The sequence below is a fragment of the Lysobacter firmicutimachus genome, assembly GCF_037027445.1.
In the GTDB taxonomy this organism is placed as follows: Bacteria; Pseudomonadota; Gammaproteobacteria; order Xanthomonadales; family Xanthomonadaceae; genus Lysobacter; species Lysobacter firmicutimachus.
In genome coordinates this window covers 3,302,611-3,328,991 of record NZ_JBANDL010000002.1, presented here as the reverse complement: position 1 = coordinate 3,328,991, position 26,381 = coordinate 3,302,611, and the positions used below count along the sequence as shown (strand labels likewise).

19 protein-coding genes and 1 tRNA gene are annotated in these 26,381 nt (G+C 69.2%); 13 read left to right on the top strand and 7 right to left on the bottom strand.

What is annotated here, in order from left to right; translation table 11 throughout:
• Window positions 1-710: 710 nt before the first annotated feature.
• The gene (locus tag V2J18_RS14440) at window positions 711-2,054 is read left to right on the top strand and encodes a substrate-binding domain-containing protein (protein WP_336132103.1); all 1,344 of its coding nucleotides are present in this window, start codon (window positions 711-713) and stop codon (window positions 2,052-2,054) included.
• A gap of 127 nt (window positions 2,055-2,181) precedes the next feature.
• On the opposite strand, the gene V2J18_RS14435 is transcribed toward V2J18_RS14440, so the two are convergent.
• Window positions 2,182-2,940: an enoyl-CoA hydratase/isomerase family protein gene (locus V2J18_RS14435; RefSeq protein WP_336132102.1), complete on the bottom strand. Its 759-nt coding sequence runs from the start codon at window positions 2,938-2,940 to the stop codon at window positions 2,182-2,184.
• A 165-nt stretch (window positions 2,941-3,105) separates the two neighbouring features.
• Between V2J18_RS14435 and V2J18_RS14430 the strand changes: the two genes are divergently transcribed.
• Window positions 3,106-3,801 (top strand): copper chaperone PCu(A)C, encoded by a 696-nt coding sequence (locus tag V2J18_RS14430; RefSeq protein WP_261370246.1) that lies wholly within the window; start codon window positions 3,106-3,108, stop codon window positions 3,799-3,801.
• 359 nt (window positions 3,802-4,160) lie between these two features.
• On the opposite strand, the gene V2J18_RS14425 is transcribed toward V2J18_RS14430, so the two are convergent.
• The 5 genes from V2J18_RS14425 to V2J18_RS14405 form a co-directional block, all read right to left on the bottom strand.
• Window positions 4,161-4,550: an acyl-CoA thioesterase gene (locus V2J18_RS14425; RefSeq protein WP_261370249.1), complete on the bottom strand. Its 390-nt coding sequence runs from the start codon at window positions 4,548-4,550 to the stop codon at window positions 4,161-4,163.
• Between the two features lie 203 nt (window positions 4,551-4,753).
• The gene (gene uvrA, locus V2J18_RS14420; RefSeq protein WP_064750120.1) at window positions 4,754-7,675 is read right to left on the bottom strand and encodes an excinuclease ABC subunit UvrA; all 2,922 of its coding nucleotides are present in this window, start codon (window positions 7,673-7,675) and stop codon (window positions 4,754-4,756) included.
• 267 nt (window positions 7,676-7,942) lie between these two features.
• Window positions 7,943-8,842 carry an OmpA family protein gene (locus V2J18_RS14415; protein WP_336132101.1) on the bottom strand — a complete coding sequence of 300 codons (900 nt, stop codon included), beginning with the start codon at window positions 8,840-8,842 and terminating at the stop codon, window positions 7,943-7,945.
• A gap of 99 nt (window positions 8,843-8,941) precedes the next feature.
• The gene (locus tag V2J18_RS14410) at window positions 8,942-11,032 is read right to left on the bottom strand and encodes a S8 family peptidase (protein WP_336132100.1); all 2,091 of its coding nucleotides are present in this window, start codon (window positions 11,030-11,032) and stop codon (window positions 8,942-8,944) included.
• A gap of 926 nt (window positions 11,033-11,958) precedes the next feature.
• Window positions 11,959-13,431, bottom strand: a complete 1,473-nt coding sequence (locus V2J18_RS14405; protein ID WP_336132099.1) for an OmpA family protein — start codon at window positions 13,429-13,431, stop codon at window positions 11,959-11,961.
• A gap of 294 nt (window positions 13,432-13,725) precedes the next feature.
• Here V2J18_RS14405 and rplU point away from each other — a divergent pair, with 294 nt between their 5' ends.
• The 3 genes from rplU (at window position 13,726) to cgtA (ending at window position 15,566) form a co-directional block, all read left to right on the top strand.
• The gene (gene rplU / locus V2J18_RS14400; RefSeq protein WP_336132098.1) at window positions 13,726-14,046 is read left to right on the top strand and encodes a 50S ribosomal protein L21; all 321 of its coding nucleotides are present in this window, start codon (window positions 13,726-13,728) and stop codon (window positions 14,044-14,046) included.
• Between the two features lie 12 nt (window positions 14,047-14,058).
• Window positions 14,059-14,319 (top strand): 50S ribosomal protein L27, encoded by a 261-nt coding sequence (rpmA, locus tag V2J18_RS14395; RefSeq protein ID WP_064750125.1) that lies wholly within the window; start codon window positions 14,059-14,061, stop codon window positions 14,317-14,319.
• 179 nt (window positions 14,320-14,498) lie between these two features.
• Window positions 14,499-15,566 carry an Obg family GTPase CgtA gene (cgtA, locus tag V2J18_RS14390; RefSeq protein ID WP_336132097.1) on the top strand — a complete coding sequence of 356 codons (1,068 nt, stop codon included), beginning with the start codon at window positions 14,499-14,501 and terminating at the stop codon, window positions 15,564-15,566.
• Between the two features lie 280 nt (window positions 15,567-15,846).
• On the opposite strand, the gene rpsT is transcribed toward cgtA, so the two are convergent.
• The gene (rpsT, locus tag V2J18_RS14385; protein WP_064750127.1) at window positions 15,847-16,119 is read right to left on the bottom strand and encodes a 30S ribosomal protein S20; all 273 of its coding nucleotides are present in this window, start codon (window positions 16,117-16,119) and stop codon (window positions 15,847-15,849) included.
• Window positions 16,120-16,258: 139 nt separating this feature from the next.
• Here rpsT and murJ point away from each other — a divergent pair, with 139 nt between their 5' ends.
• From murJ to V2J18_RS14345, 8 genes are all read left to right on the top strand, one after another.
• Complete coding sequence (murJ, locus tag V2J18_RS14380) at window positions 16,259-17,890, top strand: murein biosynthesis integral membrane protein MurJ (RefSeq protein ID WP_336132096.1); 1,632 nt, start codon at window positions 16,259-16,261, stop codon at window positions 17,888-17,890.
• Between the two features lie 112 nt (window positions 17,891-18,002).
• Window positions 18,003-18,992, top strand: a complete 990-nt coding sequence (locus tag V2J18_RS14375) for a bifunctional riboflavin kinase/FAD synthetase (protein ID WP_064750129.1) — start codon at window positions 18,003-18,005, stop codon at window positions 18,990-18,992.
• An 86-nt stretch (window positions 18,993-19,078) separates the two neighbouring features.
• A complete protein-coding gene (ileS, locus tag V2J18_RS14370) occupies window positions 19,079-21,937 on the top strand; it encodes an isoleucine--tRNA ligase (protein WP_064750174.1) in 2,859 nt (952 codons plus the stop codon).
• Between the two features lie 109 nt (window positions 21,938-22,046).
• On the top strand, window positions 22,047-22,559 hold the full coding sequence (gene lspA, locus V2J18_RS14365) for a signal peptidase II (RefSeq protein WP_336132095.1): 513 nt from the start codon (window positions 22,047-22,049) through the stop codon (window positions 22,557-22,559).
• A gap of 112 nt (window positions 22,560-22,671) precedes the next feature.
• Window positions 22,672-23,622: a 4-hydroxy-3-methylbut-2-enyl diphosphate reductase gene (gene ispH, locus V2J18_RS14360; RefSeq protein WP_064750131.1), complete on the top strand. Its 951-nt coding sequence runs from the start codon at window positions 22,672-22,674 to the stop codon at window positions 23,620-23,622.
• Between the two features lie 169 nt (window positions 23,623-23,791).
• Complete coding sequence (locus tag V2J18_RS14355) at window positions 23,792-24,946, top strand: hypothetical protein (protein ID WP_336132094.1); 1,155 nt, start codon at window positions 23,792-23,794, stop codon at window positions 24,944-24,946.
• Between the two features lie 162 nt (window positions 24,947-25,108).
• On the top strand, window positions 25,109-26,107 hold the full coding sequence (locus V2J18_RS14350; protein WP_336132093.1) for a glycoside hydrolase family 16 protein: 999 nt from the start codon (window positions 25,109-25,111) through the stop codon (window positions 26,105-26,107).
• A gap of 136 nt (window positions 26,108-26,243) precedes the next feature.
• A tRNA-Thr gene (locus V2J18_RS14345) sits at window positions 26,244-26,319 on the top strand.
• Window positions 26,320-26,381: the final 62 nt, after the last annotated feature.

The window sequence follows — 26,381 nt, the reverse complement described above, 5'->3', positions numbered from 1 at the left end:
CGTAGCGCCGGCGTCTATGGACACAAGCTTCAAAACAAAGCGTCCGTCCGCAACGACCGGATCACTTTCTTTGTCCAAGGCGACAACGTCCTACTGGATTTCCTCGGCCAAAAGTAACCAAAGAAAACGCCGTGGCTGTTTTCGGATCAAGAGCCACTATGGGACGTGGCTTGCGCGGGGCTGCTCGCACAGGCCGTCCCTGGCCTGGCTGCGCACGGCCAGCCTCCCTGCGGGCCTCCCTGCGGGGCTTCAGGGCGTTCTCGCGAGATCGCTGCGGCGCCAAGCTCTTTACGACAACGACAACGACAACGACAACGACAACAGAAGCAGAAGCAGAAGCACAAACGCAACGGACTTCGTTGCGTTACCGCTCGAGGGGTAGGAGCGGCGCAAGCCGCGACCGTCATGCTTCGTTCTTGCCGCGCGCTTCCCGTGTCTCTGCAAGAGCGACGGAAGTCGCGATAGGGACTGTGCAGCGACTCTTCGGCCGCTGTCGGCGTGCCAAGCAAGCGCAGTGCGAAGACGGAATTTTGGCGCGGCATCGCCGACAACCCGCAGCCGTGCCCTGACGGCATCCCCACCCGCGCTGTGTTGCGACTTGACGAAATAAGCGCATTCCATTTCGTCATTAATGTGCTTGGAGTCGCGTAATCGCTGCGTCACAGGCCACGCCCATTCTTGCGCGCACTCTTACAGGGGGAGTGCGCATCATGCTGCGCCCGTTTTTGCGCTCGTTCGTGTTGTGGCCACTGTTATTCGCGCCGGCGCTCGTCGTGCAGGCCCAGGATGCCGAACGCGTCCGCATCCACGGTTCGCATACGCTGGCTTATGCGTTGACGCCGGCGGTGGCCGAGTCCTGGCTGCGCGATATCGGCTACACCGGCATCCGCCGCAGTCGTCCGCGCGTCGAGCTGACTGAAATCCACGCGGTGCGCGACGGGCTGCCGCTGGTGGTGGAGATCGCGTCCAGTGATTCGGCGCGCGGCTTCGCCGACCTGGTCGAAGGCCGTGCGCAGATCGCGATGATGACCCGGCGCCCGAACGCGGCCGAACTCGAGGCCGGTTGGCAACTCGGCGACCTCGCGTCGCAGGACCAGGAGTTCGCGGTCGCGCTCGACGGCGTCGCGGTGGTGGTCGCGCGCGACCACCCCCTGGTTCGTCTCGACGTGACGCAGCTGCGGCGGCTGTTTTCGGGGCAGGCGCGCGACTGGCGCGAATTCGGCGCCGCGGCCGGCGAAGTGCATTTGCATCTGCTTCCGGCCGCCGGCGCGGTGCGCGACCTGATGAACGAGCGGGTCATGCGCGGCGCCGCATTCGGCGAGGCGCAGCTGCACGTCGATGCCGAGCGCCTGGTCGCCGCAGTCGCCGCCGACCGCAACGCGATCGGCCTGATTCCGATCGGCGCGCACTACGGCGCCGGCACGCGTCCGTTGGCGATCGCCGACGGCGGCCGGGCGGTGGCGCCGACCCAGACCGAGATACTGTCCGAGGACTATCCGCTGACTCGGCGCCTGTATTTCTACGGCGGTCAGATGATGGGCGCCTTGAGCCGCAGCTTCGCCCTGTACGCGATGGCCCGCTCGGGCCAGCGCGCCGTGGCGCGCAGCGGCCATGTGGCGATGACGCTGGTTCCCGGCCGTGTCCGCCGCACCATGCTGGGACCGGCCGAGTACCGGCAACTGGTCGCCGACGCGGTCCGGTTGCCGCTGAGCCTGCGTTTCAATTTCGCCGGCGGCGGCGAAAGCGGAGTGGCCGCCAGCGTCTACGACAGCCGCACGGTGCGCGACCTCGACCGCCTGCGCCGTTTCATGCAACTGCCGCCGAACCGGGGCCGGCGCTTGCTGGTGGTGGGCTTCGCCGACGCCAGCGCGGGCTCCAGCATGGCGGCGATGATGATGAGCAACGACCGCGCCGATCTGGTTGCGCAGGAGCTCATGACGCGCGGGCTGCGGGTGGAGCAGGCGCGCGGCATGGGCACCGCGCTGCCGCTGGCCGCGGCCGGCAGTCCCGGCGCGCGCTACCGGAACGAGCGGGTCGAGATCTGGATGCTGTGAGCCGGGCGTTGGCGGACGGACGCAGGACGTCGGCAGGAACGGAGCCGAAAACGCTCGGAAGCGAGGTTGGCTGCTGCCGATCGCCGGCTCGCGGCGGCCGATTCCGCTGCGCCGGCATCCGGCTTGGTTACTTGCGCAGCTTCGCCACCAGGGCCTGCAGCGCCGTCTGCGTGTCGACCCCGTACCAGGCCTCGATGAAGCGGTCGAGTTCGATGTGCTCGGGGCGCAGCGCATCGACCAGGTCGGCGCGGGCCAGGGCGCGGGTGTGCAGCATCGCGCTGCGCGGCAAGCTCAGCAGTTGCTCCAGCCAGACCCGGCCGCGGGTGGCGACGTGTTCGATCTCCACCAGTTCGTCGACCAGGCCGATGTTGAGCGCGGTTTCGGCATCGACCAACTCGCCGGCGACCAACAGGCGCTCGGCGCGGTAGGTGCCGACCACGCGCCGCATCAGGCGCTGGATGCCTTCCGGCGCGACCAGGCCCACCTCGGTTTCGTTCAGGCCGATGCGGAACGGCCCGGAGGCCATGATCCGGTAGTCGCAACACAACGCCAGCACGCAGCCGCCGGCCGGAGCGTGGCCGCCGATCGCGGCGACTACCGGCACCGGCGAGGAGGCCAGGGCGCGGGCCAGGCCGAAGAACGCCTGCCAGGCCAGCAGCAGGTGGTCCTTGCGCCCGCCGAGCGAGAGCAGATACGGCACGTCGAGGCCGGCCGAGAACACCTTCGGCCCGCCGCTGAGGACGATGCCATGTGCGCCGTGGCTGACCGCCTTGTCGATCGCTTCGCGGGTCTCGTTGCACAGTTGCGGATCGAGCGCATTGACCGGCGCGCGGTTCAGGCGGATCTCGACGATGTCGCCGTGGGTCTGGGTCTCTACGAAGCTCATGGTGTGATGTCCTGGGGGCGGGCGCTGGCGCACGGCGTAGGTCGGTTCGGCTTTGCCGTCGGCGGTTGCGGCTCACCCGGACACGGTATGGCGCGGGCCTTTCTGCTCGCCGGCTGACGGGACGACACGATCTCCCAATCGCTTCGGCGCGGCAAGGGTCCGGTGATGCGAACCGTGGCGGGGTGCGGTTTCGCATCGACATGGCTGCGCGCGAACGATTCGGCGATGCGCTGTTCGGTACGGTCCGCCGCGAAGCCGTCGCGCCGTGGCCGCCGTTGCGGCGCCATGTCCGGAGCGACGGGCGGCCCCGCGTTCGTCGCCGCGGGCCGTACCGCCGCCCGGCGCCGCCTGCCGGCCTTCATCGACGCGACGATGTCCGCGGGTATGATGGGCCCCATGAACGCTTCTCGCATCGCTATCGGACTCGGTCTGGCGCTCGCGCTCGCGGCGCCGCTGTCGACGCTCGCCAAATCGCCCGCGCCGGCCAAGGGCTGCGCGGCGCAGGTCCGCGAAGGCTGGTTGCGGTTGCCGCCGATGCAGATGCCGATGATGGCCGGCTTCGGCCGGATCGAGAATCGCTGCGCGGCGCCGGTGGTGATCGTCGGCGCGAAGAGCGCGGCGTTCGGCGAGGTGAGCTTGCACGAGACCCGGCTGGTCGACGGGGTCAGCAAGATGCGGCCGGTGCCGGAACTGCGCATCGCGCCCGACGGTGCGGCGGTGCTCAAGCCGGGCGGCCTGCATCTGATGCTGATGCAGCCGCGCGCGCCGTTGAAGGCGGGCAGCCGGGTGGCGGTGGAGTTCGCGCTGAAGGACGGCGGTACGCTGTTCGGCGAGTTCGAGGTGCGTAAACCGGCGCCATGAGCGCGGCGCCGGCTCGTCGAGGGCCCCCGGTGCTTCGCCTGTAGCCGCGGCCTCAGCCGCGACCGCGTTGTTGCGGCCGCGCCCGCGAAGATCAGGCCGGATCGCTGAACCCGGAGCGCGTCGCGGGAACGCGAGGCACGTCCGCGCCGATTGCGCGGAAACACGGCGCGGCTAGGCGTCGGCGTTGCGCGATCGCGGTTTGCGCTATCCGTATTTCGACGGGCGCCGCCGTGTCGATCGATGACGGCGGCGATGCCGGTTCTACGCGACCCGATTGCGGCTCGCGCCGCTCCTGCGCGGGCCAGCCGCGATCTGGGCGCAAACGCTGCGCGGTGCGGGGCCGCGCAGCGCCGCCGGACTCAGGAATTGCAGGCCGTGCGCACGGCTTCCGGCAGGGCGGCGGCCTGGCCGGTTTCGCGATGGATCCAGACCACGACGACGTTGCCGTCGCAGTACAGCGCGGTCGGGTCCTGCGCGCCGACGATGCGGTGGCCGACGGTGACGCTGGTGGTGCCCAAGCGTTCGACGAACAGTTCGATGTCGACTTCGTTCGGCCACTCGATCGGCCGGCGGTAATTGAGGTGTGCGGCGGCGACCACCGGCGCGACATGGTCGTCCATGCCGTGGCCGGGCAGGGTCATCATCCAGCGCAGGCGCGCTTCCTCGAGGTAGCTGAGGTACTTGGAGTTGTTGACGTGGTTGAACGCGTCCAGGTCGCGCCAGCGCACCGACAGCGGCACTTTGATCAGCGGCGTCGGTACGGCCGCGACGGCGGCGGACAGGGGCGCTGCGGGCGCGGCGGCCGGAGCGGGGGCGGTTTCGGTCGCCGGCGCGGCGGGCGCCGCCGTTTCGGCGCCGGCCACCGCCGCTTCCGGTTTCTTGCGGCTGCGCGGGGCGCGCTTGCGCGGCGCCGGCTTTTTCTTGCCGGCGGCCGGCGTGGACGGAGTATCGGTCATGCAGCGGACTTCTTCTTGGCGCGCGTGGCGCTGGTGGCGGATTTTGCCGGCTTGGCGGCAGGTTTCTTGTGCGCGCTGTCGGCTGCGGGCAGGCCGAGCAAGGGCGCGAGGAAGCGGCCGGTATGCGAGTGCGGCAGGGCTGCGATGTGTTCCGGCGTGCCGGTGGCGAGGATGGTGCCGCCGCGATGGCCGCCCTCCGGACCCAGGTCGACGACCCAGTCGGCGGTCTTGATCACGTCGAGATTGTGCTCGATCACGACCACGGTATTGCCGTCGTCGCGCAAACGGTGCAGCACCGCCAGCAAGTGCTCGATGTCGTGGAAGTGCAAGCCGGTGGTCGGCTCGTCGAGGATGTACAGGGTGCGGCCGGTGTCGCGGCGCGACAGTTCCTTGGACAGCTTGACGCGTTGCGCCTCGCCGCCGGACAGGGTAGTCGCGCTCTGGCCCAGCTTGATGTAGCTCAGGCCGACGTCCATCAGCGTTTCCAGCTTGCGGGCGATGCTCGGCACGGCCTCGAACAGGCTCAGCGCGGCCTCGACGGTCATTTCCAGCACGTCGTTGATGTTGAAGCCCTTGTACAGGACCTCCAGGGTCTCGCGGTTGTAGCGCTTGCCGTGGCAGACGTCGCAGGGGACGTAGACGTCGGGCAGGAAGTGCATCTCGACCTTGATCAGGCCGTCGCCCTGGCAGGCCTCGCAACGGCCGCCGCGCACGTTGAAGCTGAAGCGTCCCGGCGAGTAGCCGCGGGCGCGCGCTTCCGGCACCTGCGCGAACAGCTCGCGCAGCGGGGTGAACAGGCCGGTGTAGGTGGCCGGGTTCGAGCGCGGGGTGCGGCCGATCGGCGACTGGTCGATGTCGACCACCTTGTCGAACAGCTCGATGTTCTCCACCGACTTGTACGGCGCCGGCGTCTGCGCCGCGCCGTTGAGTTCGTTGGCGGCGATCACGTACAAGGTGTCGTTGACCAGGGTCGACTTGCCCGAGCCGGACACGCCGGTGATGCAGGTCAACAGCCCGGCCGGGATATCGAGATCGACGTCCTTGAGGTTGTTGCCGGTCGCGCCGCGCAGATGCAGCATCGACTTCGGGTTGGGCTTGTGGCGCTGCTTGGGGATCTCGATCTTGCGCTTGCCGCTGAGGTACTGGCCGGTCAGCGAACGCGGCGCCTTGAGCACGTCCTGGAAGCTGCCGTGGGCGACGACTTCGCCGCCGTGCACGCCGGCGCCGGGGCCGATGTCGACGATATGGTCGGCGAGGCGGATCGCGTCCTCGTCGTGCTCGACCACGATCACCGTATTGCCGAGGTCGCGCAGCCGGGTCAGGGTGCCGAGCAGGCGCTCGTTGTCGCGCTGGTGCAGGCCGATCGAGGGCTCGTCGAGCACGTACATCACCCCGACCAGGCCGGCGCCGATCTGACTGGCCAGGCGGATGCGCTGGGCTTCGCCGCCGGACAGCGAGTCGGCCTTGCGTTCCAGGGTCAGGTAGTCCAGGCCGACGTCGACCAGGAAGCGCAGGCGGTCGACGATCTCCTTGACGATCTTGACCGCGATCTCGCCGCGCCAGCCCGGCAGTTCCAGCGCCTTGAAGAACGACAGCGCCTCGTCGACCGGCAGCACCACCAGCTCCGGCAGCGGCCGCTCGGCGACGAACACGTTGCGCGCCGAACGGTTGAGGCGCGCGCCGGCGCACTCGGGGCAGGGGCGCTGGCTGATGTACTTGGCCAGCTCCTCGCGCACCGCCGCCGATTCGGTCTCGCGGTAGCGCCGCTCCAGGTTCGGCACGATGCCTTCGAAGCGGTGCTTGCGCTGGCTGCGCCCGCCGTTCTCGGTGAGGTAGGTGAAGGTGATGGTCTCGTCGCCGCTGCCGTACAGCACCGCCTTCTGCACCGGCGCCGGCAGCGACTGCCACGGCGCGTCGACGCTGAACTTGTAGTGTTTGGCCAGCGACTGGATCAACTGGAAGTAGTAGGCGTTGCGGCGGTCCCAGCCGCGCACCGCGCCGGCGGCCAGCGACAGCTCGGGATGGGTGACCACCCGGCCCGGATCGAAGAACTCGGCCACGCCCAGGCCGTCGCAGGTCGGGCAGGCGCCGACCGGCGAGTTGAACGAGAACAGCCGCGGCTCCAGCTCCGGCAGCGAGTAATCGCAGACCGGGCAGCTGTACTTGGACGAGAACAGCAGCGGCGCCGAATCCGCCTTGTCCAGCGACATGACCTGGGCCATGCCGTCGCCGAGCTTGAGCGCGGTCTCGAAGGATTCGGCCAGGCGCTGCTTGATGTCATCGCGCGGGCGGAAGCGGTCGACCACCGCCTCGATGGTGTGCTTGACCCGCAGCGCCAGCGGCGGCACCGCGTCGATCTCGTACAACTCGCCGTCGACCCGCACGCGCACGAAGCCCTGCGCGCGCAGTTGCTCGAATACCTGCGCATGCTCGCCCTTGCGCTCGCGGATCACCGGCGCCAGCAGCATGTAGCGCTGCTCCGGGTCCAGGGTCAGGACCTGGTCGACCATCTGGCTGACGGTCTGCGCTTCCAGCGGGTAGTGATGGTCCGGGCAGCGGGGCGAGCCGACCCGCGCGTACAGCAGGCGCAGGTAATCGTAGATCTCGGTGATCGTGCCCACGGTCGAGCGCGGATTGTGCGAGGTCGATTTCTGCTCGATCGAGATCGCCGGCGACAGGCCTTCGATGTGGTCGACATCGGGCTTTTCCATCACCGACAGGAACTGCCGCGCGTACGCCGACAGGGATTCGACGTAGCGGCGCTGGCCTTCGGCGTAGATCGTGTCGAAGGCCAGCGACGATTTGCCCGAACCGGACAGTCCGGTGATCACGATCAGCTTGTCGCGCGGCAGATCGAGATCGATGTTCTTGAGGTTGTGCGTCCGCGCGCCGCGGATGCGGATGTAGTCCAGCGCCATCGGGTGCCTGCAAGGGGAGGGTCGCCGGCGCGAGGCGCGACGGCGAACAGAGGAGCGTATCGAGTGGGGGAGATGGGGGCAAATCCGCGCAACGGAAGGTCCGCAGGCGTCACCCTCGATGTCACGCAGGGCCCGTGGCGGCGGGCTTTGCGCCGGCGCGGCGGCGCAGGGCTGGGGCGGCGGGTCCGCCGCAGCGGCCGCGAGTGCGCGAACGGGCCGGCCCGCGAGGGGGCCGGCCCGGCTGTCTCGTTCAGTTTGCAGCCTGGCTCAGGGCAGGGCCTGGAACCGCAGCGGGGTCGCGGCGGCACCGGGTTCGCCGCGGGTCTCCAGCGCGCCCGGGTTGGCGCCGGCGACGATCAACTGGACCTTGACCGCTTCGGCGCGCTGGCGCGACAGCGCCTCGTTGTCGGCCGGCTGGCCGGCGCCGCCGCCCGGGCCGACGATCTGGAAGCGGGCGTCCTTGGGCGCGGCCTGCAATGCCTTGCCGGCGCGGCTGAGGATGTCGAGGCTGGAGGCCTGGATGCGCGCGCCGCCGTCCTCGAAACGCACCGACATCTGGTTCAGGGCCTTGGCCACGGCCGGGCCGTCGGCCTTGCCCGGCTGCAGCGCGGCCAGCGCCTGGGCCGCGGCGTCGGGCGAGGCGGCCGCATCGCCGACGCCCTCGAACAGGCCGGCGTAGCGATAGCCCGGGAATCGCTGCTTGGCCTGTTCGAGCAAGACCGCGCGGTCGGCGTCGGAAGCCTGGCCGCTGAGTTCGATGAGGTTGCCTTCGAAGCGCACCGCGGCGCCGGGCATGGTGAGGGCGGCGGCGAACTGGGGCAGTTGGTCCTGCCACGGCGCGGGCTTGGCGGCCTTGTCGACCTGCAGGTCGCCGCCGATCTGGCCGGCGTAGGCCTGGGCCAGGGCGACGCCGAGCGCCTTGCGGGTGGCCTCGCTGTCGACCACGCCGTCGTAGCGGATCGCGCCGTTGTTGTTGACCAGGCTGAGCTTGGCGTCGAAGCGCGGAACCGGCGCGGCGACGGCGGGTTTGTCGGCGGCCGCGGCGGTTTCGGCGTCGCGCGGGGCGCGGTTGCAGCCGGCCAGCGCGACGCTGAGCGCGATCAGCAGCAGGCCGGAGCGGGCCACGGAAAGGGGGGCGGAACGGAAGACGGGCGGGGTGGTGCGCATGAAATCTCCGCGGTGCTGGTACGGAATTCGTGAGGGCGGCGCGGGGCCGCAAAACGAAGGGCCCGGCGATCCGGGCCCTTCGCCTCGCCTAGGCGGCGATCACTTGCTGGAGTTGTACTGGATCTCGACCGGATCCGCGCATTCCTGGGTCTGGTTGTTGCAGATCTTGTAGCTCATGGTGCCGCTGCCGATGATGCGGAAGGTATCGGTGTTGGCGCCGGTGTTGCGCACGGTCTTGAGGATCGCGCCGTTGCGGTAGATGTCGATGTTCTTCTTGCCCTTCTCCCACGACAGGTTGACCGAGGTGCGGTGGTTCGGCAGGGCGCTGGCCTTGGCCTCGACCCGGCGCGGCCAATTCGCGTCGACGAAGCTGGGGTACAGCGAGATGCCGGCCGAAGCGCGGTAGCCCTTCACGTGGACGTACCACACGCCGCCCTTCGGGGTCGGGAAGAAGCAGGTCTCGTTGTTGGAAGCGGTGAACGGACGGCAGTCGTAGGACGTGCTGGTCGGCTCGGCGCCGTACTTGACGTAGATGTCCGAGTCGCCGGTGCCGCCGTACATGGCGAACAGCAGGTTGGAGGCGCCGTTCGGGACCAGCAGCTGGTACTTGACGGTGCCGTTGGCCGCGACCTCGATGTTGGTCACGGTGATGCCGTTCTCCAGCTCGGTCGGCGGCTCGGGTTCCGGCGCCTGCGGATCCGGCGGCAGCGGTTCGCTGCCGGCGGCGACGGCGACCGCCAGGCGGGCGTCGACGATGCCCGACCCGCAGTACTTGTCCCAGCTGCAGGCGCCCGGCAGGCCGCCGACGTGGGCGGTGTTGACCAGGATCTTCTCGATCTCGGCCGGGGTCTTCGGCGACGGCGCCGCCGACTGCATCAGCGCGACCACGCCGGCGACGTGCGGCGCCGCCATCGAGGTGCCCGCCATCCAGGCATAGCCTTCGCCGGCCTGGCCCTGGGTGCCCAGGTTGAGGGTCGACAGGATGTTGTCGGCGGCCGGGGCCGCGCCGGTGCCGCCGGGAGCGGCCACGTCGACCTTGACGCCGAAGTTGGAGTAGCTCGCCAGCGCGCCGGTCGGGCCGACCGCGGATACGGCGACGATGTTGTTGCAGTTGGCCGGCGAGAAGCCGTCCACGTCGGCGCCGGAGTTGCCGGCCGCGACCACCACGGTGGTGCCGCGCGCGCGCGCGCCGTCGAAAGCGGTCTGCCAGGCCACGCTGCAGGCGCCGCTGCCGCCGAGGCTGAGGTTGATCACTTCGGCCGGGGTCGGGTTGGCCGGCACGCCGTCGACGGTGCCGCCGGACGCCCAGGTCACCGCGTCGATGATGTCCGACGACCAGCCGCCGCACTTGCCGAGCACGCGCACCGGCTGGACCTTGGCGCCGTGGGCCACGCCGGCCACGCCGAGGCTGTTGTTGCTGACCGCGGCGATGGTGCCGGCGACGTGGGTGCCGTGCCAGCTGCTGTCTTCGGGGATGCCGAAGATGTTGCATTCGCCGTCGTGCCAGTCGCCCGGATCGTTCGGGTCCGGATCGCGGCCGTCGCCGTCGACCGCGGTCGCGTCGGTGCCGTCCGGATCCAGGTCGATGAAATCGTAGCCCGGCACGATATTGGCGTTCAGATCGCTGTGCGGGGTGATGCCGGTGTCGAGCACCGCGACCACAATGCCGTCGCCGTCGCTGAGGTCCCAGGCCGGTTCCAGATTGAGGCCGCCGGGGCCGTTCTTGTAGTGCCATTGCTGGGCATAGCCCGGATCGTTCGGCACCGCCAGGCGCTGCACGCGCACGTCCGGTTCGACCGCGATCACGCTGGGGTCCTTCATCAGCTCGATCGCCAGGTCCTTGACCTGGGCGGCGCTGAGCTTGCTGTCGGTGCGGATCAGGCTGGCGCCGGTGGCCAGGGTGCGCAGCGGGCGGATCGCGATGCCGAGTTTGGTCGCGGCGTCGGCGTACTGCTGGTTCACCGCGGCGGCGCTGAGCTTGGCGTTCGCGCCGGGCGCGCGGGTCACGATGAAGCGGTTGTAGGTCTCGGCGGCAGCCTTCTTAACCGCCTTCTTCGACGTCGTCGCGGCCGGGCCGTGGACCTTGTTGAAGGCCTGCAGCTTGCCGCCGGAGTAGGCCACCGGTGCGACCACGACCGCGGTGGCCAGGGCCAACGCGGTCCATTTCAACGAACGAGCTTTGCGAGTCATGACAAACATCCTTGATCTTCGTTGTGCATGATCCCCTTCGCATCCCCATCAGCGTCGGGCCTTGGACCGCGGCGGCGCTACGGATCCGCGCCGTCGCGGGTTTGCGTTGCGCAGCCGCCGTCGCGGCTGCATGGCATCGCGGACGCACGCGCCCGTAGCCGCGCATCGCTGCGCGGAATCGTCACGTCGGAGTGCGTCGTCTTGCGCGCAAGCGGTGCTTGCGCGCGCAATGCGGAATGGCGGTCTGGCTATCGGGCCACGTGCAGGAAGTCCCCGAGACAACGCGACCGCCGCATCGTCGCCCGGGTCGTGCGGGCGCCTTCGATGCCGCTGTTCCTTGTCGCGCGACCCCTTGCAAGTCGCTCGCGACCGAAGCTAATGGAGCTTCTCGGTCGCGTGCAAGTGTCATGCAAATCGTGTAACGCGCATGAATGCGACTGAGCGCACACCGCGACGTATCGGGCGCGCAACGCGGGCTCGCGCGGGCGTCGTTTGAACAGGAGAAAACAAGGGGTTTTCGCGGCCGTCAGGATGCGGCGACAAGGCGCGAATCTTTTTCCGGATCGCCTAATTTTCTTTCGGATCTGTGAACTGCGTCGTCTCGTGCGAGTGCGCTCGAACGTCTCCGCGAAGCGCGCTGCGCGATGCGTCGACGAAGCGATCGACGGCGATCTAGGGGAAACCCTAGGCGTATCCGTCGCAAGCCGACGGCGCGGCGGCGAGCGACGAGCGGATCGGCGGCGCGAACCGCGTCCGTGCGGGAACATCTCGGTGCGCGCGTCTGCGCTGTCGCGCAGGCGCATGCGCTGTCGATCGTCAGGGAATGCGCTGTCCGCCCCAATGCAGAGGGCGCCTTGCGGCGCCCTCTGCGGTACCAGCGATCGCGCGCCGGCTACCGATCGATGCGATGCCGGCGCATGCGCGGCTCAGCGCAGCACGGTGAATTCCATGCGGCGGTTGCGCGCCTTGCCTTCTTCGCTGGCGTTGTCGGCGATCGGCTTGTCCTGGCCGTAGCCCTTGCCCACCAGTTGTTCGCCGGGCACGCCGAGCTCGACCAGCTTGGCGGTGACCGCATTGGCGCGTTCCAGCGACAACTGCAGATTGGCGGCGGCGTCGCCGGTGGCGTCGGTGTGGCCGCCGACTTCGATGCGGGTTCCGGCCGGTGCGGCCTTGATCGCTTCGGCGGCCTTGCGCAGGGTTTCGTAGCTGTCGCGGGTGATGCTGGCCGAGCCGGTGTCGAAGTAGATCGCCGACAGGTTCAGCGCCTTGACCAGGTCGTCGGCGCTGAAGCCGGCCTTGAGCGAAGACAGCGCCGCCATCGCCTGGTCCCACAGACCGCTGATCTCGAACCCGCCGAAGCCGCTGCGCAGCTTCTGCGACAGGGCGAAGCGCTCGGCTTCCGGCAACGCGGAGGTGTCGATGTCGATCTTGTCGCCGTCGAAGCCGAGCTTGACCCCGCGCGCCTTCAGGTCCGGCAGCAAGGCGATCAGGCGATCGAGCCAGCCGGCCGGCGCGGTGCCGGCGTCGACGACCAGGTCGCCCTCGACGTTGCCGGCGCCGAACGTGGCCTTGATCGCATCGAGCAGCTTGGTCTTTTCGGCCTCGCTGGCGACCTGGCCGCCGATGCGGGCCTTGCCTTCGGCGTTCTCGAAGCTGAAGCGCGCGTTGCTTTGCGCGACCGGCGCGGTCGCGGCCGGCTCAGCGCCGAGCGGGGCGCTGGTCGAGACCGAGGCGTCGGCCGCGGCTTCGCGTTGGCGCTGGCAGCCCTTGAACCAGGCCAGGGCCGCGAGCAAGGCCAGCAGCAGGATCAGCCAGGGCAGGAACGCGGCCAGGCCGCGGCCGGTCTTGCGCGCCACGCCGGCCGCCGCGTCGACGGTGGTGTCGGCGGCGTGGCCGACCGCGCGCACGCCGCCGGCGACCGCACCGCCGACCGCCGCCGCGCCCGCGGCGAGGGCGCCCCAGCCGAAGCGACCGAGGTCGCCGAGCCAGTCGGCGATGCTGGCCACCCAGTAGCGCAGGGTTTCGGGAATGCCGGTCGGGGCCTTGCCGCCCTCGGTCAGCTCGTTGATGAGGCCCGGCAGCAGGGCGCCGATCGCGCCGGCGGTGGCCGGCACCGGGGCATCGAGCTTGCCGGCGATGGCGCCGATCAGCGGCGCGCCGAACGCCCGCTCGACCTGGGGAGCGCTGATCGGCTGGTTCGGCCCGGTGCCGATCCAGGACTGCACCAGGCTGCCGAGGCCCTTGCTCTCGAACAGATGGACGAAGCCGGCGAAACCGCCGCGCTTCTCGTCGAAGATCAGGGCGATGAGCACGCCGGCGAGTTGCCGGGCCTGGTCCATGCTCAGGCCGAAGCGGTGGGCGACGTCGCCGACAAGGGAGTTCAGAAGGTCGATGCGCATAGTGCTTTCCATAAAGGTGGGATGCGCATCACGAACCCCGATGCGCGCCGCCGATGTATCACGGGGCAGGGGGGCTGAAGGGGGCGGCGACGGGCTTTTTACCAAACGGTGGCGGAGGGCGGACGAACGGTCGCAAAAACGCCGTAAGTGTGCTTTTTTACAAGGGTTTTTTCCCGGGTAGTGTGATCCGGAGACTCCCGGGTTTGACCCGGGGCGGGGAGTTCCACTAAAATTCCGCTTCTGTCCGCCCGGTCCGGGCCGACAGGACCAAAATAACTACAGAGGAATCTGGTCATGTACGCAGTACTGGTCACCGGCGGTAAGCAATACCGCGTGATGAAAGGCGAGACGCTCCGCGTCGAGCTGCTGGACGTCGAAGCCGGCAGCGAAATCAAGTTCGACAACGTCCTGATGCTGGGCGACGGCGAAGGCATCAAGATCGGCGACGCGCTCAAGGGCGCCAGCGTCACCGCCAAGGTCGTCGGCCACGGCCGCGCCGACAAGGTGCGCATCGTCAAGTTCCGCCGCCGCAAGCACCATCGCAAGCAGATGGGCCACCGTCAGCACTACACCGAAATCGAGATCACCGGCATCGCCGGTGGCGACAACAAGTAAGGAGCAGCAGCCATGGCACATAAAAAGGGCGTAGGTTCCACCCGCAACGGCCGCGACTCCAACCCGAAGTACCTGGGCGTGAAGATCTACGGCGGTCAGGCCATCGAAGCCGGCAACATCATCGTGCGCCAGCGCGGCACCCAGTTCCACGCCGGCAGCGGCGTCGGCCTGGGTCGCGACCACACGCTGTTCGCGCTGATCGACGGCAAGGTCGAGTTCTCGACCAAGGGCCCGAAGAAGCGCCGCACCGTCAGCATCGTCGCCGCCGAGTAATTCCGGCGCGACGCGACGCGAGGAGCCCCGCTTCGGCGGGGCTTTTCGTTTTTGGCCGGGATTGGGGATTCGGGATTGGGGATTCGCAGAGCGATTCTCCGCGCCCGTGTCCCTACAATGTTTCCGGCAGGCTTTTGCTTTTACGAATCCCGAATCCCCAATCCCGAATTGCCACTCCAATGAAACTCGTAGACGAAGCTGAAATCCAGGTCATCGCCGGCAACGGCGGCAACGGCTGCGTCGGCTTCCGTCGCGAGAAGTTCATCCCGCTCGGCGGGCCGGACGGCGGCGACGGCGGCGACGGCGGCAGCGTGTATCTGCAGGCCGACGAAAACCTCAACACCCTGGTCGATTTCCGCCACCAGAAGCAGTTCCGCGCCAAGCGCGGCGAGAACGGCATGGGCCGGCAGATGTACGGCAAGGGCGGCGAGGATCTGGTCATTACCGTGCCGGTCGGCACCGTGGTCACCAATGTCGAGACCGACGAGGTCATCGGCGATCTGACCGCGCACGGCGAGCGCCTGCTGGTCGCGCGCGGCGGCAAGGGCGGGCTCGGCAACATGCACTTCAAGAGCTCGGTCAACCGCACCCCGCGCAAGGCGCTGCCGGGCCTGCCGGGCGAAGAGCGCGAGCTCAAGCTCGAGCTGAAGCTGCTCGCCGATGTCGGCCTGCTCGGCTTCCCGAACGCCGGCAAGAGCACTCTGATCCGCGCGGTCTCGGCGGCGACGCCGAAGGTCGCCGACTATCCGTTCACGACCTTGTATCCGAACCTGGGCGTGGTCAGCGTCGAAGCGCACCGCAGCTTCGTGATCGCCGACATTCCGGGCCTGATCGAGGGCGCCGCCGACGGCGCCGGTCTGGGCGCGCAGTTCCTGCGTCATCTGCAGCGCACTCGTCTGCTGCTGCACCTGGTCGACATCGCGCCGATGGAGGGCGGGGTGGAGGGTGTGTCGCCGGCCGAGCAGGTGCGCGCGATCGAGAGCGAGCTGCGCAAGCACGACCCCGAGTTGCTGGCCAAGCCGCGCTGGCTGGTCCTCAACAAGGCCGACCTGTTGCTGGAAGAGGAGCGGCAGGCCGCGGCCCAGGCGGTGATCGACGAGCTCGGCTGGAAAGACAGCTGGTACCTGGTGTCGGCGATCGGCCGCGAGGGGACCTGGCCGATCATGAAGGACGTGATGGCGTTCTTCGACCGCCAGCGCGAAGAGGCCCTGGAGGCCGCGAACGCCGCCGGCGGCCATGTGCCCTGAGCCTCGGGCTCGGCGCTCCAATCCGTCGTCTCCGTCGCGGCGCATCGCGCGCCGCGGCGTCGTCGCGCCCGGCTTCGACTCCGCTGCACCGAGAGCGGCGATGCGGCATGCGGTGCCGGCCTCGGCGCTTCTTCGGCGGGGCGTCGGCGTTCGTCGCGCATGCGTCGCGACGATGGCGGCTTGCGCCTGCGCGGCAGAGGGTGGGGCGCAAAAGCATCGGGCAAACAAAAACCCGGCCGAGGCCGGGTTTTTGCGTCGCGCTGCCCGGATGGGCGGCGGATCAGGCGGCGGTGGCCAGCGCCTTGATGCGCGCGGCCAGGCGGCTCTTGTGGCGAGCGGCCTTGTTCTTGTGGATCAGGCCACGGGCGCTGAAGCGGTCGAGGATCGGCTGAGCGACGTCGAACGCGGACTTGGCACCGGCGGCGTCGTTCTCGCCGAGGGCCTTCAGCACCTTCTTGACGGCGGTACGCAGCATCGAACGCTGGCTGGCGTTGCGGGCGTTACGCACGACAGTCTGCTTGGCGCGCTTCTTGGCGGACTTGATGTTTGCCACGGGTGGATTCCTGGAATTATTTGGTTGAAAGCGTGATGAAACTGGACGAGGAACTACGGTTGAAATCGCAGTTGCGGAAAATCAGACCCAAAAGTATGGCCGATTCAGTGGGTTGCGTCAACTCCAGTGGAGGCCGCCGATGAGCCGGGGCGGGGGGCTGCTGCGGTCGTCGCTGGTGTTCAGCGCGATGACCTTCATTTCCCGGGTTTCGGGACTGGTCCGCGACCAGGTCTACGCCTGGCAATTCGGCGCCAGCCCGGCCATGGACGCGTTCTTTGTCGCGTTCAGGATTCCGAACTTCATGCGCCGGCTGTCCGCCGAGGGCTCGTTCTCGATGGCCTTCGTCCCGGTCCTGGCCGAATACAAGCAGCAGCACGACCAGGCCGCGGTCAAGGAACTGGTCGACCGGGTCACCGGCACCCTGGCGGCGGCGCTGCTGGTGCTGACCGCGGCGGTGATCCTCGCCGCGCCCTGGGTCATGGCGGTGTTCGCCCCCGGCTTCGAGCCGGGCAGCGAGCAGTTCCGCCTCGCGACCCAAATGCTGCAGATCACGTTCCCCTATGCCTTGTTCATCTCCCTGGCCTCGCTGGTCGGCGGGGTGCTCAACAGTTACGAGAAGTTCGCCATTCCGGCCCTGTCGCCGGTGCTGCTGAACCTGTCGATGATCGCCGCCGCGATCTGCGCCAGCACGGTCATGGCCCCGCTCGGGATCGAGCCGGTGCTGGCCCTGGCCTGGGGCGTGTTCGTGGCCGGCGTGCTGCAGCTGGCGTTCCAGCTGCCGGCGCTGGCCAAGCTCGGCCTGCTGCCGCGGCCGCGCTGGGGCGGGGCGCATACGGGTGTGCGCAAGATCATGCGGTTGATGGTGCCGACCCTGTTCGGTTCGTCGGTGGCCCAGCTCAATCTGCTGCTCAACACCGCGATGGCCTCGTTCCTGATCGCCGGCAGCGTGACCTGGCTGTATCTCACCGACCGTCTGCTGGAGTTTCCGCTGGGCATGTTCGGGGTCGCGATCGGCACGGTGATCCTGCCGCACCTGTCCAAGCGCCATGCCGCGACCGACAGCGAAGGCTATTCCAAGGGCCTGGATTGGGGATTCCGGTTGTGCCTGCTGATCGGCGTGCCGGCCTGCCTGGGCCTGGTGCTGTGCGCCGAGGCGCTGATCGCCGCGCTGTTCCAGTACGGCCGGCTCAATGCCGGCGACACCGCGATGATCCGGCTCAGTCTGATGGCGCAGTCGCTGGCGGTGCCGGCGTTCCTGCTGGTCAAGGTGCTGGCGCCGGCGTTCTATTCGCGCCAGGACACCAAGACCCCGGTCAAGGCCGCGGTGGTGTCGGTGGCGGTGAACCTGCTGAGCACGGTCGGTCTGTTGCTGGCCGCGGTGTACTGCACCGACGCCGGCCGCGCCGCGCTGGCGTCCGGGGCGAGCCTGACCCAGGCGTTGGGGCGGGTGCCCGGCGCGCATGCCGGCCTGGCCGCGGCGATCGCCATCGCCGGCTGGGTCAACGCGCTGCAACTGGCCTGGTATCTGCGCCGCGCCCGCGTGTATCGGCGTCAGCCCGGTTGGGGCCGCTTCCTGCGCCAGATCGCTGTCGCCAGCCTGGCCCTGAGCGCGGTGGTGCTGGCGCTGCTGTGGGTCTGGACCGGCTGGACCGGTTGGCCGTGGTGGGAGCGGGCCTGGAAGCTGGCGGTGGTGGTCGGCGCCGGCGGCGCGGCCTACGGCGCGGCGCTGTGGCTGCAGGGCATCCGTCCGCGCGATCTGCGCGGGCATTGAGCCCGCGCGTGCCGCCGCAGTCCGTACCGTTGAGAGTCGCGGCCGGCGGCTATACTTCCGGGTTCATCCTTCGAGCTGAACCCGGCCGGCCCGGGTCCCCACGCCAGATCCAATGAGCAGGCTGTTTCGTGACGTCGAAGGCGGGCAGGTCTGCCCGCACGGCAGTGTGGTCTGCATCGGCGCCTTCGATGGCCTGCACCTCGGGCATCGCGCGCTGGTGCGCCACACGATCGCGCGCGCGCGGGCGCAGGGCCTCGGTGCAGTCGCGCTGAGCTTCGAACCGCTGCCGCGCGAGTTCTTCGCCCCGGCCGCTCCGCCGCCGCGGCTGCTGTTGCCGCGCGCCAAGGCGCAGGGCCTGCTCGACCTGGGCGTGGACCGGGTCGGCCTGCTGCGCTTCGGCCGCGCGCTCAGCAGCCTCAGCGCCGAGGATTTCGTGCGCCGGGTGTTGATCGAGCGCGTCGGCGCGCGCGAAGTCTGGGTCGGCCCGGAGTTCCGCTTCGGCAAGGCCCGCGGCGGCGACATCGCGCTGTTGCGGCGGATGGGCGAGGCGGGCGGGTTTTCCGCGCACGAAATCGAGCCGGTGCTGCTCGACGGCGAGCGCGTGTCCAGCACCCGCATCCGCGAGGCGCTGCTGGCCGGCGACTTCGCCGCCGCGGCGCGTTGGCTGGGCCGTCCCTATGCGATCGGCGGGCGGGTGGTGCGCGGCCAGCAGCTCGGCCGCACGCTGGGGTTTCCCACCGCCAACTTGCGCTTCGCCGGCAAGACGCCGGCCCTGTCCGGCATCTACGCGACCTGGGTGCACGGCGTCGGCGACCGTCCGCGGGCGTCGGTGTCGAGCCTGGGCACCCGGCCGACCGTGGCCGGGGTCGAGCCTTTGCTGGAAGCGCACCTGTTCGATTTCGACGGCGACCTGTACGGTCGCAGGATCGAGGTCGAGTTCGTCGCCCACCTGCGTCCCGAACTGAAGTTCCCCGATCTGCCGTCCCTGACCGAGCAAATGCACCGCGACGCCGAACAGGCCCGCGCGCTGTTGCGATTGGACGCTCCGCGCGTCGGCGCGCCGTCGCCGGCCGTGCGCGCGGCCGCGACCCCACCTGCCTGAGACCCGCTGTGACCAACGATCCGAACCAATCCGCCCCCGCCAACCCGTACAAGGCGACCCTGCTGCTGCCGGCGACTGAGTTCCCGATGCGCGGCGACCTGCCCAAGCGCGAGCCGGAGACCCTGGCGCGCTGGGAAAGCGAGGGCCTGTACCAGCGGATTCGCGAACAGGTCAAAGACCGCGAGCGCAGCTTCGTCCTGCACGACGGCCCGCCCTACGCCAACGGCGAGATCCACATCGGCCACGCGGTCAACAAGGTGCTCAAGGACATCGTGGTCAAGTCCAAGCTGCTGGCCGGCTTCGACGCGCCCTACGTGCCGGGCTGGGACTGCCACGGCCTGCCGATCGAGACCAAGGTCGAGAAGGAGTTCGGCAAGGTCGGCGACAAGCTCGACGCCGCCCAGTTCCGCGCCAAGTGCCGCGAATACGCGGCCAGCCAGATCGAGCTGCAGCGCCGCGACTTCAAGCGCTTGGGCGTGATCGGCGACTGGGACAATCCCTATCGGACCATGGATTTCCGCTACGAGGCGGACATCATGCGTTCGCTGGCCAAGATCGTCGAACGCGGCCATCTGGTGCGCGGCTCCAAGCCGGTGCACTGGTGCTTCGACTGCGGCTCGGCCCTGGCCGAGGCCGAGATCGAATACCAGGACAAGGAATCGACCCAGATCTACGTGCGCTACCCGGTGCTCGACCGCAAGCGCGTGTTCGAGGTGTTCGGCCTGGAGGACGACGGCGCGCCCCTGTCGGTGCCGATCTGGACCACCACGCCGTGGACCCTGCCGGCCAGCCTGGCGGTGTCGATGGGGCCGCAGGTCGAGTACTCGTTGGTGCGGATCGAGCCCAGCGAAGCGGCCTTGTTCAAGGAGTCGGCGCAGCGTCCGGAGTACCTGCTGGTCGCCAGCGAACTGATCGGCGGCGTGCTCGCCGCGATCACCGCGCCGGAAGCGCTCAAGCAGGGCCACAGCGTCGAGACCCGCGACTGGTCCTCGCACAAGGGCGAGGCTTTCGAAGGCCTGCGCCTGCGGCATCCGTTCTACGCCGATCGCGAGATCCCGGTGCTGCTCGGCGACCACGTCACCACCGACGCCGGCACCGGCGCGGTGCACACCGCGCCCGGCCACGGCCAGGAAGACTATGCGGTGTCGCTGAAGTACGGCCTGATCGAGCGCTACAGCGCGGCCCAGATCAATCCGGTCGATGGCCGCGGCAAGTACCTGCCGTCGACGCCGGGCGTGGGCGAGCACGTGCTGGCCGGCCAACACATCTTCAAGAGCGACGCCTTGCTGCTGCAGATCTTGCGCGAGGGCGGCGCGCTGCTCGCCGCCGGCCGGCTCAAGCACAGCTATCCGCACTGCTGGCGGCACAAGACGCCGGTGGTGTTCCGCGCCACCCCGCAGTGGTTCATCTCGATGGAGCAGGCCGGCCTGCGCGGCGACGCGCTGGCGGCGATCCCGGGCGTGACCTGGATCCCGGGCTGGGGCGAGGCGCGCATCTACAACATGATCGAGGGGCGTCCGGACTGGACCATCTCGCGTCAGCGCTACTGGGGCGTGCCGATCGCGCTGTTCTTCCATCGCGAGAGCGGCCAGCCGCATCCGCGCACGGTCGAGATCATGCGCCAGGTCGCCGATGCGGTGGAGCGCGAAGGCGTCGACGCCTGGTACGCGATGACCGCCGAACAACTGCTCGGCGACGAGGCCGGCGACTACGAGAAGGTCAACGACATCCTCGACGTCTGGTTCGATTCGGGCACCAGCCACGAGTGCGTGCTCGCGCAGCGGCCGCAGGACGGCCTGCGCAAGCCGGCCGACCTGTACCTGGAAGGCTCCGACCAGCACCGCGGCTGGTTCCACAGCGCGCTGCTCAGCGGCGTGGCGATGGACGGCGCGGCGCCGTACCGGCAGGTGCTGACCCACGGCTTCGCCGTCGACGAGCACGGCAAGAAGATGTCCAAGTCGCTGGGCAACGTGGTCGTGCCGCAGAAGGTGATCGACGCGATGGGCGCCGACGTGCTGCGCCTGTGGGTCGCGGCGACCGACTTCAGCGGCGAGATGTCGGTGTCGGACAAGATCCTCAAGCAGAACGGCGACGTTTACCGCCGCATCCGCAACACCGCGCGCTTCCTGCTCGGCAACCTCAGCGGCTTCGATCCGGCGCACCACCTGGTCGCGCTGCAGGACATGGTCGCGCTGGACCGCTACATCGTCCATCGCGCCGCCGAACTGCAGGACCGCATCGCTTCGGCCTACGAGCGCTACGACTTCGCCGAGATCGTGCAGCTGCTGTCGAATTTCTGCAGCGTCGACCTGGGGTCGTTGTACCTGGACGTGACCAAGGACCGCCTGTACACGATGCGCGAGGACTCGCTCGGCCGGCGTTCGGCGCAGAGCGCGATGTACCGCATCGCCGAGGCCTTCGTGCGCTGGATCGCGCCGATCCTGGCCTTCACCGCCGACGAGATGTGGCGCCATCTGCCGGCGGCCACCGAGCGCGGCGCGCGCGCCGGCAACGTGTTGTTCGCGACCTGGTACGACGGCCTGGCCCTGCTGCCGGCCGATGCGCCCTTGTCGGCCGAGGATTTCGAACGCCTGCTGGCGCTGCGCGAAGGCGTGGCCAAGGTGCTGGAGCCGATGCGCGCCGCCGGCGAGATCGGCGCCGCGCTCGAGGCTGAGATCTCGCTGCGCTGTGGCGTCGCCGACCAGAACTGGCTGGCGCCGCTGGCCGACGAACTGCGTTTCCTGTTCATCAGCGGCGACGTCGAAGTGATCGCCGACGACGGCATCAAGGACATCGCCGTGCTGGCCGCGCCGACCGCCAAGAGCAAGTGCGTGCGCTGCTGGCATTACCGCGCCGACGTCGGCGCCGACGCGGCGCATCCGGAGCTGTGCGGCCGTTGCGTGAGCAACGTGGCCGGCGAGGGCGAGGACCGGCGCTGGTTCTGAGCCCCCGTGCTCGCGCGCGTCCGAGGGCGCGCGCGAGCACGGCCGGTCCGCTTTCGCCGCTCGCTTGCGAGCTCCACCCTTTCAGTCGTTTTCTGCGGATGCCTCACCGATGACCCATACCGCCCACCGACCCGACAAGAGCGCGCTGCCGTGGCTGATCGTCTCGATCGCGGTCATCGCCCTGGACCAGTGGAGCAAGGCCTGGGTGCTGGCCTCGCTGCCCGAGTACACGCCGGTGCCGGTGATCGACGGGTTCTGGAACTGGTACCGCAGCTACAACACCGGCGCGGCCTTCAGCTTCCTCAGCGACGCCGGCGGCTGGCAGAAGTACTTCTTCATGGTCCTGGCGGTGGCGATCAGCGGCCTGCTCGGGTTCTGGCTGTCGCGCACCCGCCGCGGCGACTGGAAGACCGCGCTGCCGTACGCCCTGGTGATCGGCGGCGCGATCGGCAACGTGATCGACCGGCTGATGCACGGCCATGTGGTCGACTTCATCCAGTGGTACTGGCGCGACTACCATTGGCCCTCGTTCAACATCGCCGACTCGGCGATCGTCGCCGGCGCGATCGGGATCGCGGCTTACGGGTTGTTCAGCAAGCCCGAGAAAGCGGGCAGCGAGTAAGCAGAAACGAGTCGGCCGCGAACGGCGGACTCGTTTCCGATTGCCCGCCCCCGGCTTCTTTCCGCCGGGCCGCCGAAAGCGCCCGCTTGCCGACGGGAGTACAATCGCCCCCATGGACGTCATCCTCGCCAACCCCCGCGGCTTCTGCGCCGGCGTCGATCGCGCGATCGAAATCGTCAAGCGCGCCATCGAAACCCTGGGCGCGCCGATCTACGTGCGCCACGAAGTGGTGCACAACCGTTTCGTGGTCGACGACCTCAAGCACCGCGGCGCGATCTTCGTCGAGGAACTCGACGAAGTGCCCGACGGCGCGACCGTGATCTTCAGCGCCCACGGCGTGTCCAAGGCGGTGCGCGCCGAGGCCGACCGGCGCGGGCTGAAGGTGTTCGACGCGACCTGCCCACTGGTGACCAAGGTCCATCTGGAAGTCTCGCGCCATTGCCGCGCCGGTCGCGACGTGGTCCTGATCGGCCATGAAGGCCACCCGGAAGTCGAAGGCACGATGGGCCAGTGGCGGCGCGAGGCCGGTTCGGGCCGGATCTATCTGGTCGAGGACGCCGACGACGTCGCCCGGCTGGTGGTCGATCAGCCGGAGAATCTGGCCTACACCACCCAGACCACCTTGTCGGTCGACGACACCCGCGGCGTGATCGAGGCCTTGCGCGCCAAGTTCCCGGCGCTGCAGGGGCCGAAGAAGGACGACATCTGCTACGCCACCCAGAACCGCCAGGACGCGGTGCGCGAATTGGCCCAGCACTGCGACCTGGTGCTGGTGGTCGGCTCGCCGAACAGCTCCAATTCCAACCGTCTGCGCGAACTGGCCGAGCGCGACGGCGTCGAAGCGCATCTGATCGACGGTGCGGTCGAGATCGATCCCAAGTGGGTCGAAGGCCGCCGCCGCATCGGCATCACCGCCGGCGCGTCCGCGCCGGAGGTGCTGGTGCGCGGGGTGATCGAGCGCCTGCGCGAACTCGGCGCGGAGCGGGTTTCCGAACTCGACGGCGAACCGGAAGACATGGTGTTCGCCCTGCCCAAGGAATTGCGCCTGCAGTTGGTGGATTGAGGATTGGGGATTGGGGATTAGGGATTAGGGATTAGGGATTGGCAAAAGCAAGAGCCAAAGAATCGCCCCAACCCGCAGGCCGGATTTCCCCGCGGAGCGGCCAGGCGGCAGAATGCCGCGATCGGCGCCGCACCGGCGGCGCGACCACGATGGCCCAGGGAGAGGACCGATGTTCGACGCGATGCGCCGGCCGATGGCGGCATTGTTGGCTGCGGCCGTGCCGCTGCTGCACGCCGCCGAGCGCGCCCCCGGCGCGGCGATCGCGCCGGTCTACGCCCTGGCCGAGAACACCCTGGTCGAAGCCGCAGGCGTGCAAGCGCATACGGCCAGCTTCTTCGCCTACGACGGCAGCGGCTGGAGCGCGTCGCGCGACGGCGATCGGATCGGACCGCCGCGACCGCTGAAGTGGTATTCGCGCTCGGACGGCCGGTTCTGTACCCACGCCCCCGAACGTTCTTACCGCGAGGCCGATTGCCGCGTCGTCGCGGTCGACGGCGACCGGGCGAGCTGGACCGGCGAAGACGGGCGCGCCGGTACCGGACAGGTGCTGGCCGGCGATGCCTGGAACCTGGAGCAGCGCTGGCTGCAGCGTCCGGTGCGCGCGCTCGCCGGACGGGACGCGGTCGAAGCCCTGATCGGCCGCACCTTCGTCGTAGCGGTGCTGGGCGACGACAGACCAAGCGGTACCGAATCCGGCGCCTACCGTTTCGAGCCCGGCGGCCGCGGGCAGATGCTGGTGCCGGACCCCGGCAATAGCGCGGATCGCATCGCCGGCGCCTCGCTGCGCTCGTTCCGATGGACCTTCACGCCCGAGCGCGGCCTGTGCATCGGGGTGGAAGAACGCTCGCCCGAGCAGGGCGATTGCCGCAGCGTCCGGCTCACCGGCGATCGCATGGCCTGGCGCATGAGCAACGGTGGCGGCGCGTACGGCCGTGTGCTGGCCGGCGACCCGCGCCGGCTGTCGGCCCCGGCCCGCGAGGCCGCCCGGCGGCTGCGGGCGCGGCTGGTCGGGCAGACCCTGGTGGTGCGCCATCGCGACCGGCCGGAGCGGGAACGCGGAATTCGCTTGCTGCCCGACGGCGAGGGCCGGGTCGCGCTGCGCGGCGCCGGCTCGGCCGGCACCGTGCGTCCGCTGCAATGGCTGCTGCGCGACGACCTGGGGCTGCTGTGCCTGAGCGACGTGCCCGCCAGCGTGCGGCGCCTGGAATTCACCGCGAACGAGTGCTTCGGCGTCGAAGCCGACGGCGACATCCTCCGCTTGCAGCCTCGCTCGGGGACCGCGCTGACCGGGCGAATCTTGGCCGGGAACGCCTGGGACCTGTAGCGCCGGCGGCCCGGCCGCGGCGAAGGGAAGGGCGCTCGGGTTCGCCCGGAATCGGCGGTCTCGCGTCGTTCGATGTCTCGATTTGACAACGTTGTCTTCTGTGCGGGAGATTGCTCCGCTCGATCTATCGCCATCGACCGGTCACCGACAAAGGACGACACCATGGGGCTGCACCGTACTTTCCTCGCGAGCATCGTCGCTGCATCCATCGCCGTCGCCGGTTGCGATTCGAACACCGGCGCCCCGGCCGGACAGGCCTCCGAACCCGCGCAAACGTCGGCCCCGCAGCCGGCGCCGGCGGCGGACGCAGTCTTTTTCGACGATTTCAGCTATCCGGATCTGGCCGCGCTCCAGGCCAACGGCTGGAAGGTGAGGACGGAAACCGGCCATCCGGGCATCAAGGGCGCGACCTGGTCCGCGCAAGGCCTGTCGTTCCACTCGGACATTCCCGATACCCAGGCCGGCGCGGTGAGGATGAGCTCGGTCACCGACGGCACGGGCGAGAACACCCGCCACACCCAGTTCTGCCACGCGCGCAAGTATCGCGAAGGCACCTACGCCGCGCGGATCTTCTTCCGCGATGCGCCGAGCTTCGGCCCGGACGGCGACGAGGTGATCCAGACCTTCTACGCCATCAGCCCGCTCAAGGCGCCGATGGACAAGGACTACAGCGAGACCGATTTCGAATATCTGCCCAATGGCGGCTGGGGCGAAAACACCATGCCGGCGATGTGGACCACCACTTGGGAAACGTTCCAACTGGAGCCGTGGACCAAGGTGAACGAGTTCTCGCGCAAGCAGGGCAGCTACGCCGGCTGGCGCACCCTGGTGCTGACGGTCGCCGACGACAAGGTCCGCTACTACGTCGACGGCCAGCTGTTCTCCGAGCACAGCAGCGCCGTGTACCCGGAAGACTTCATGTCGATCAACTTCAACCTGTGGTTCATGCCCAAGGGCGCGGACGGCTCGCTGGGCCCGGTCGATTCCCCGGAACTGCGCGAGTACCAGGAGGACATCGACTGGGTGTTCTTCCAGCAGGATGTCGCCCTGGCCAGCGCCGAGGTGGAGGCGAAAGTCGCCGGCCTGCGGGCCCGGAACGTGGCGCACGTCGATCGCGTGAAAGAGCGGAGCCCGGCTTTGCCGTCGCCCTGCGGGCTGTGACCGTCGTGGCCTGAGGAGCGGGCGGAGGCTGGCCAGCTTCGCTTATCGCCGAGTCCGATCGCGGGCGAGGCGACGCGAACCTGTTGCCGCCAGAATTGACCGCTCAAGCCCCGGCCGCCTAGAATTGCCGTCCTTCGCCGGAATAGCTCAGTTGGTAGAGCGGCGCATTCGTAATGCGTAGGTCGCAGGTTCGACTCCTGTTTCCGGCACCAATAAAATCAAGGGCTTGCGTTGTCCGTCCGGACTGCAGGCCCTTTTTGTTTGGCGCGTACGG

Bases quoted from the DNA above. Each gene is read 5' to 3' on its own strand.
- V2J18_RS14350 (WP_336132093.1), top strand. From the start codon at position 25,109: ATGGGGCTGCACCGTACTTTCCTCGCGAGCATCGTCGCTGCATCCATC.
- V2J18_RS14435 (WP_336132102.1), bottom strand. From the start codon at position 2,940: ATGAGCTTCGTAGAGACCCAGACCCACGGCGACATCGTCGAGATCCGC.
- uvrA (WP_064750120.1), bottom strand. From the start codon at position 7,675: ATGGCGCTGGACTACATCCGCATCCGCGGCGCGCGGACGCACAACCTC.
- ileS (WP_064750174.1), top strand. From the start codon at position 19,079: ATGCGCGGCGACCTGCCCAAGCGCGAGCCGGAGACCCTGGCGCGCTGG.
- V2J18_RS14405 (WP_336132099.1), bottom strand. From the start codon at position 13,431: ATGCGCATCGACCTTCTGAACTCCCTTGTCGGCGACGTCGCCCACCGC.
- V2J18_RS14415 (WP_336132101.1), bottom strand. From the start codon at position 8,842: ATGCGCACCACCCCGCCCGTCTTCCGTTCCGCCCCCCTTTCCGTGGCC.
- V2J18_RS14440 (WP_336132103.1), top strand. From the start codon at position 711: ATGCTGCGCCCGTTTTTGCGCTCGTTCGTGTTGTGGCCACTGTTATTC.
- V2J18_RS14355 (WP_336132094.1), top strand. From the start codon at position 23,792: ATGTTCGACGCGATGCGCCGGCCGATGGCGGCATTGTTGGCTGCGGCC.
- murJ (WP_336132096.1), top strand. From the start codon at position 16,259: ATGAGCCGGGGCGGGGGGCTGCTGCGGTCGTCGCTGGTGTTCAGCGCG.
- lspA (WP_336132095.1), top strand. From the start codon at position 22,047: ATGACCCATACCGCCCACCGACCCGACAAGAGCGCGCTGCCGTGGCTG.
- ispH (WP_064750131.1), top strand. From the start codon at position 22,672: ATGGACGTCATCCTCGCCAACCCCCGCGGCTTCTGCGCCGGCGTCGAT.
- V2J18_RS14375 (WP_064750129.1), top strand. From the start codon at position 18,003: ATGAGCAGGCTGTTTCGTGACGTCGAAGGCGGGCAGGTCTGCCCGCAC.
- cgtA (WP_336132097.1), top strand. From the start codon at position 14,499: ATGAAACTCGTAGACGAAGCTGAAATCCAGGTCATCGCCGGCAACGGC.
- V2J18_RS14410 (WP_336132100.1), bottom strand. From the start codon at position 11,032: ATGACTCGCAAAGCTCGTTCGTTGAAATGGACCGCGTTGGCCCTGGCC.
- rpmA (WP_064750125.1), top strand. From the start codon at position 14,059: ATGGCACATAAAAAGGGCGTAGGTTCCACCCGCAACGGCCGCGACTCC.
- V2J18_RS14430 (WP_261370246.1), top strand. From the start codon at position 3,106: ATGCGAACCGTGGCGGGGTGCGGTTTCGCATCGACATGGCTGCGCGCG.
- rplU (WP_336132098.1), top strand. From the start codon at position 13,726: ATGTACGCAGTACTGGTCACCGGCGGTAAGCAATACCGCGTGATGAAA.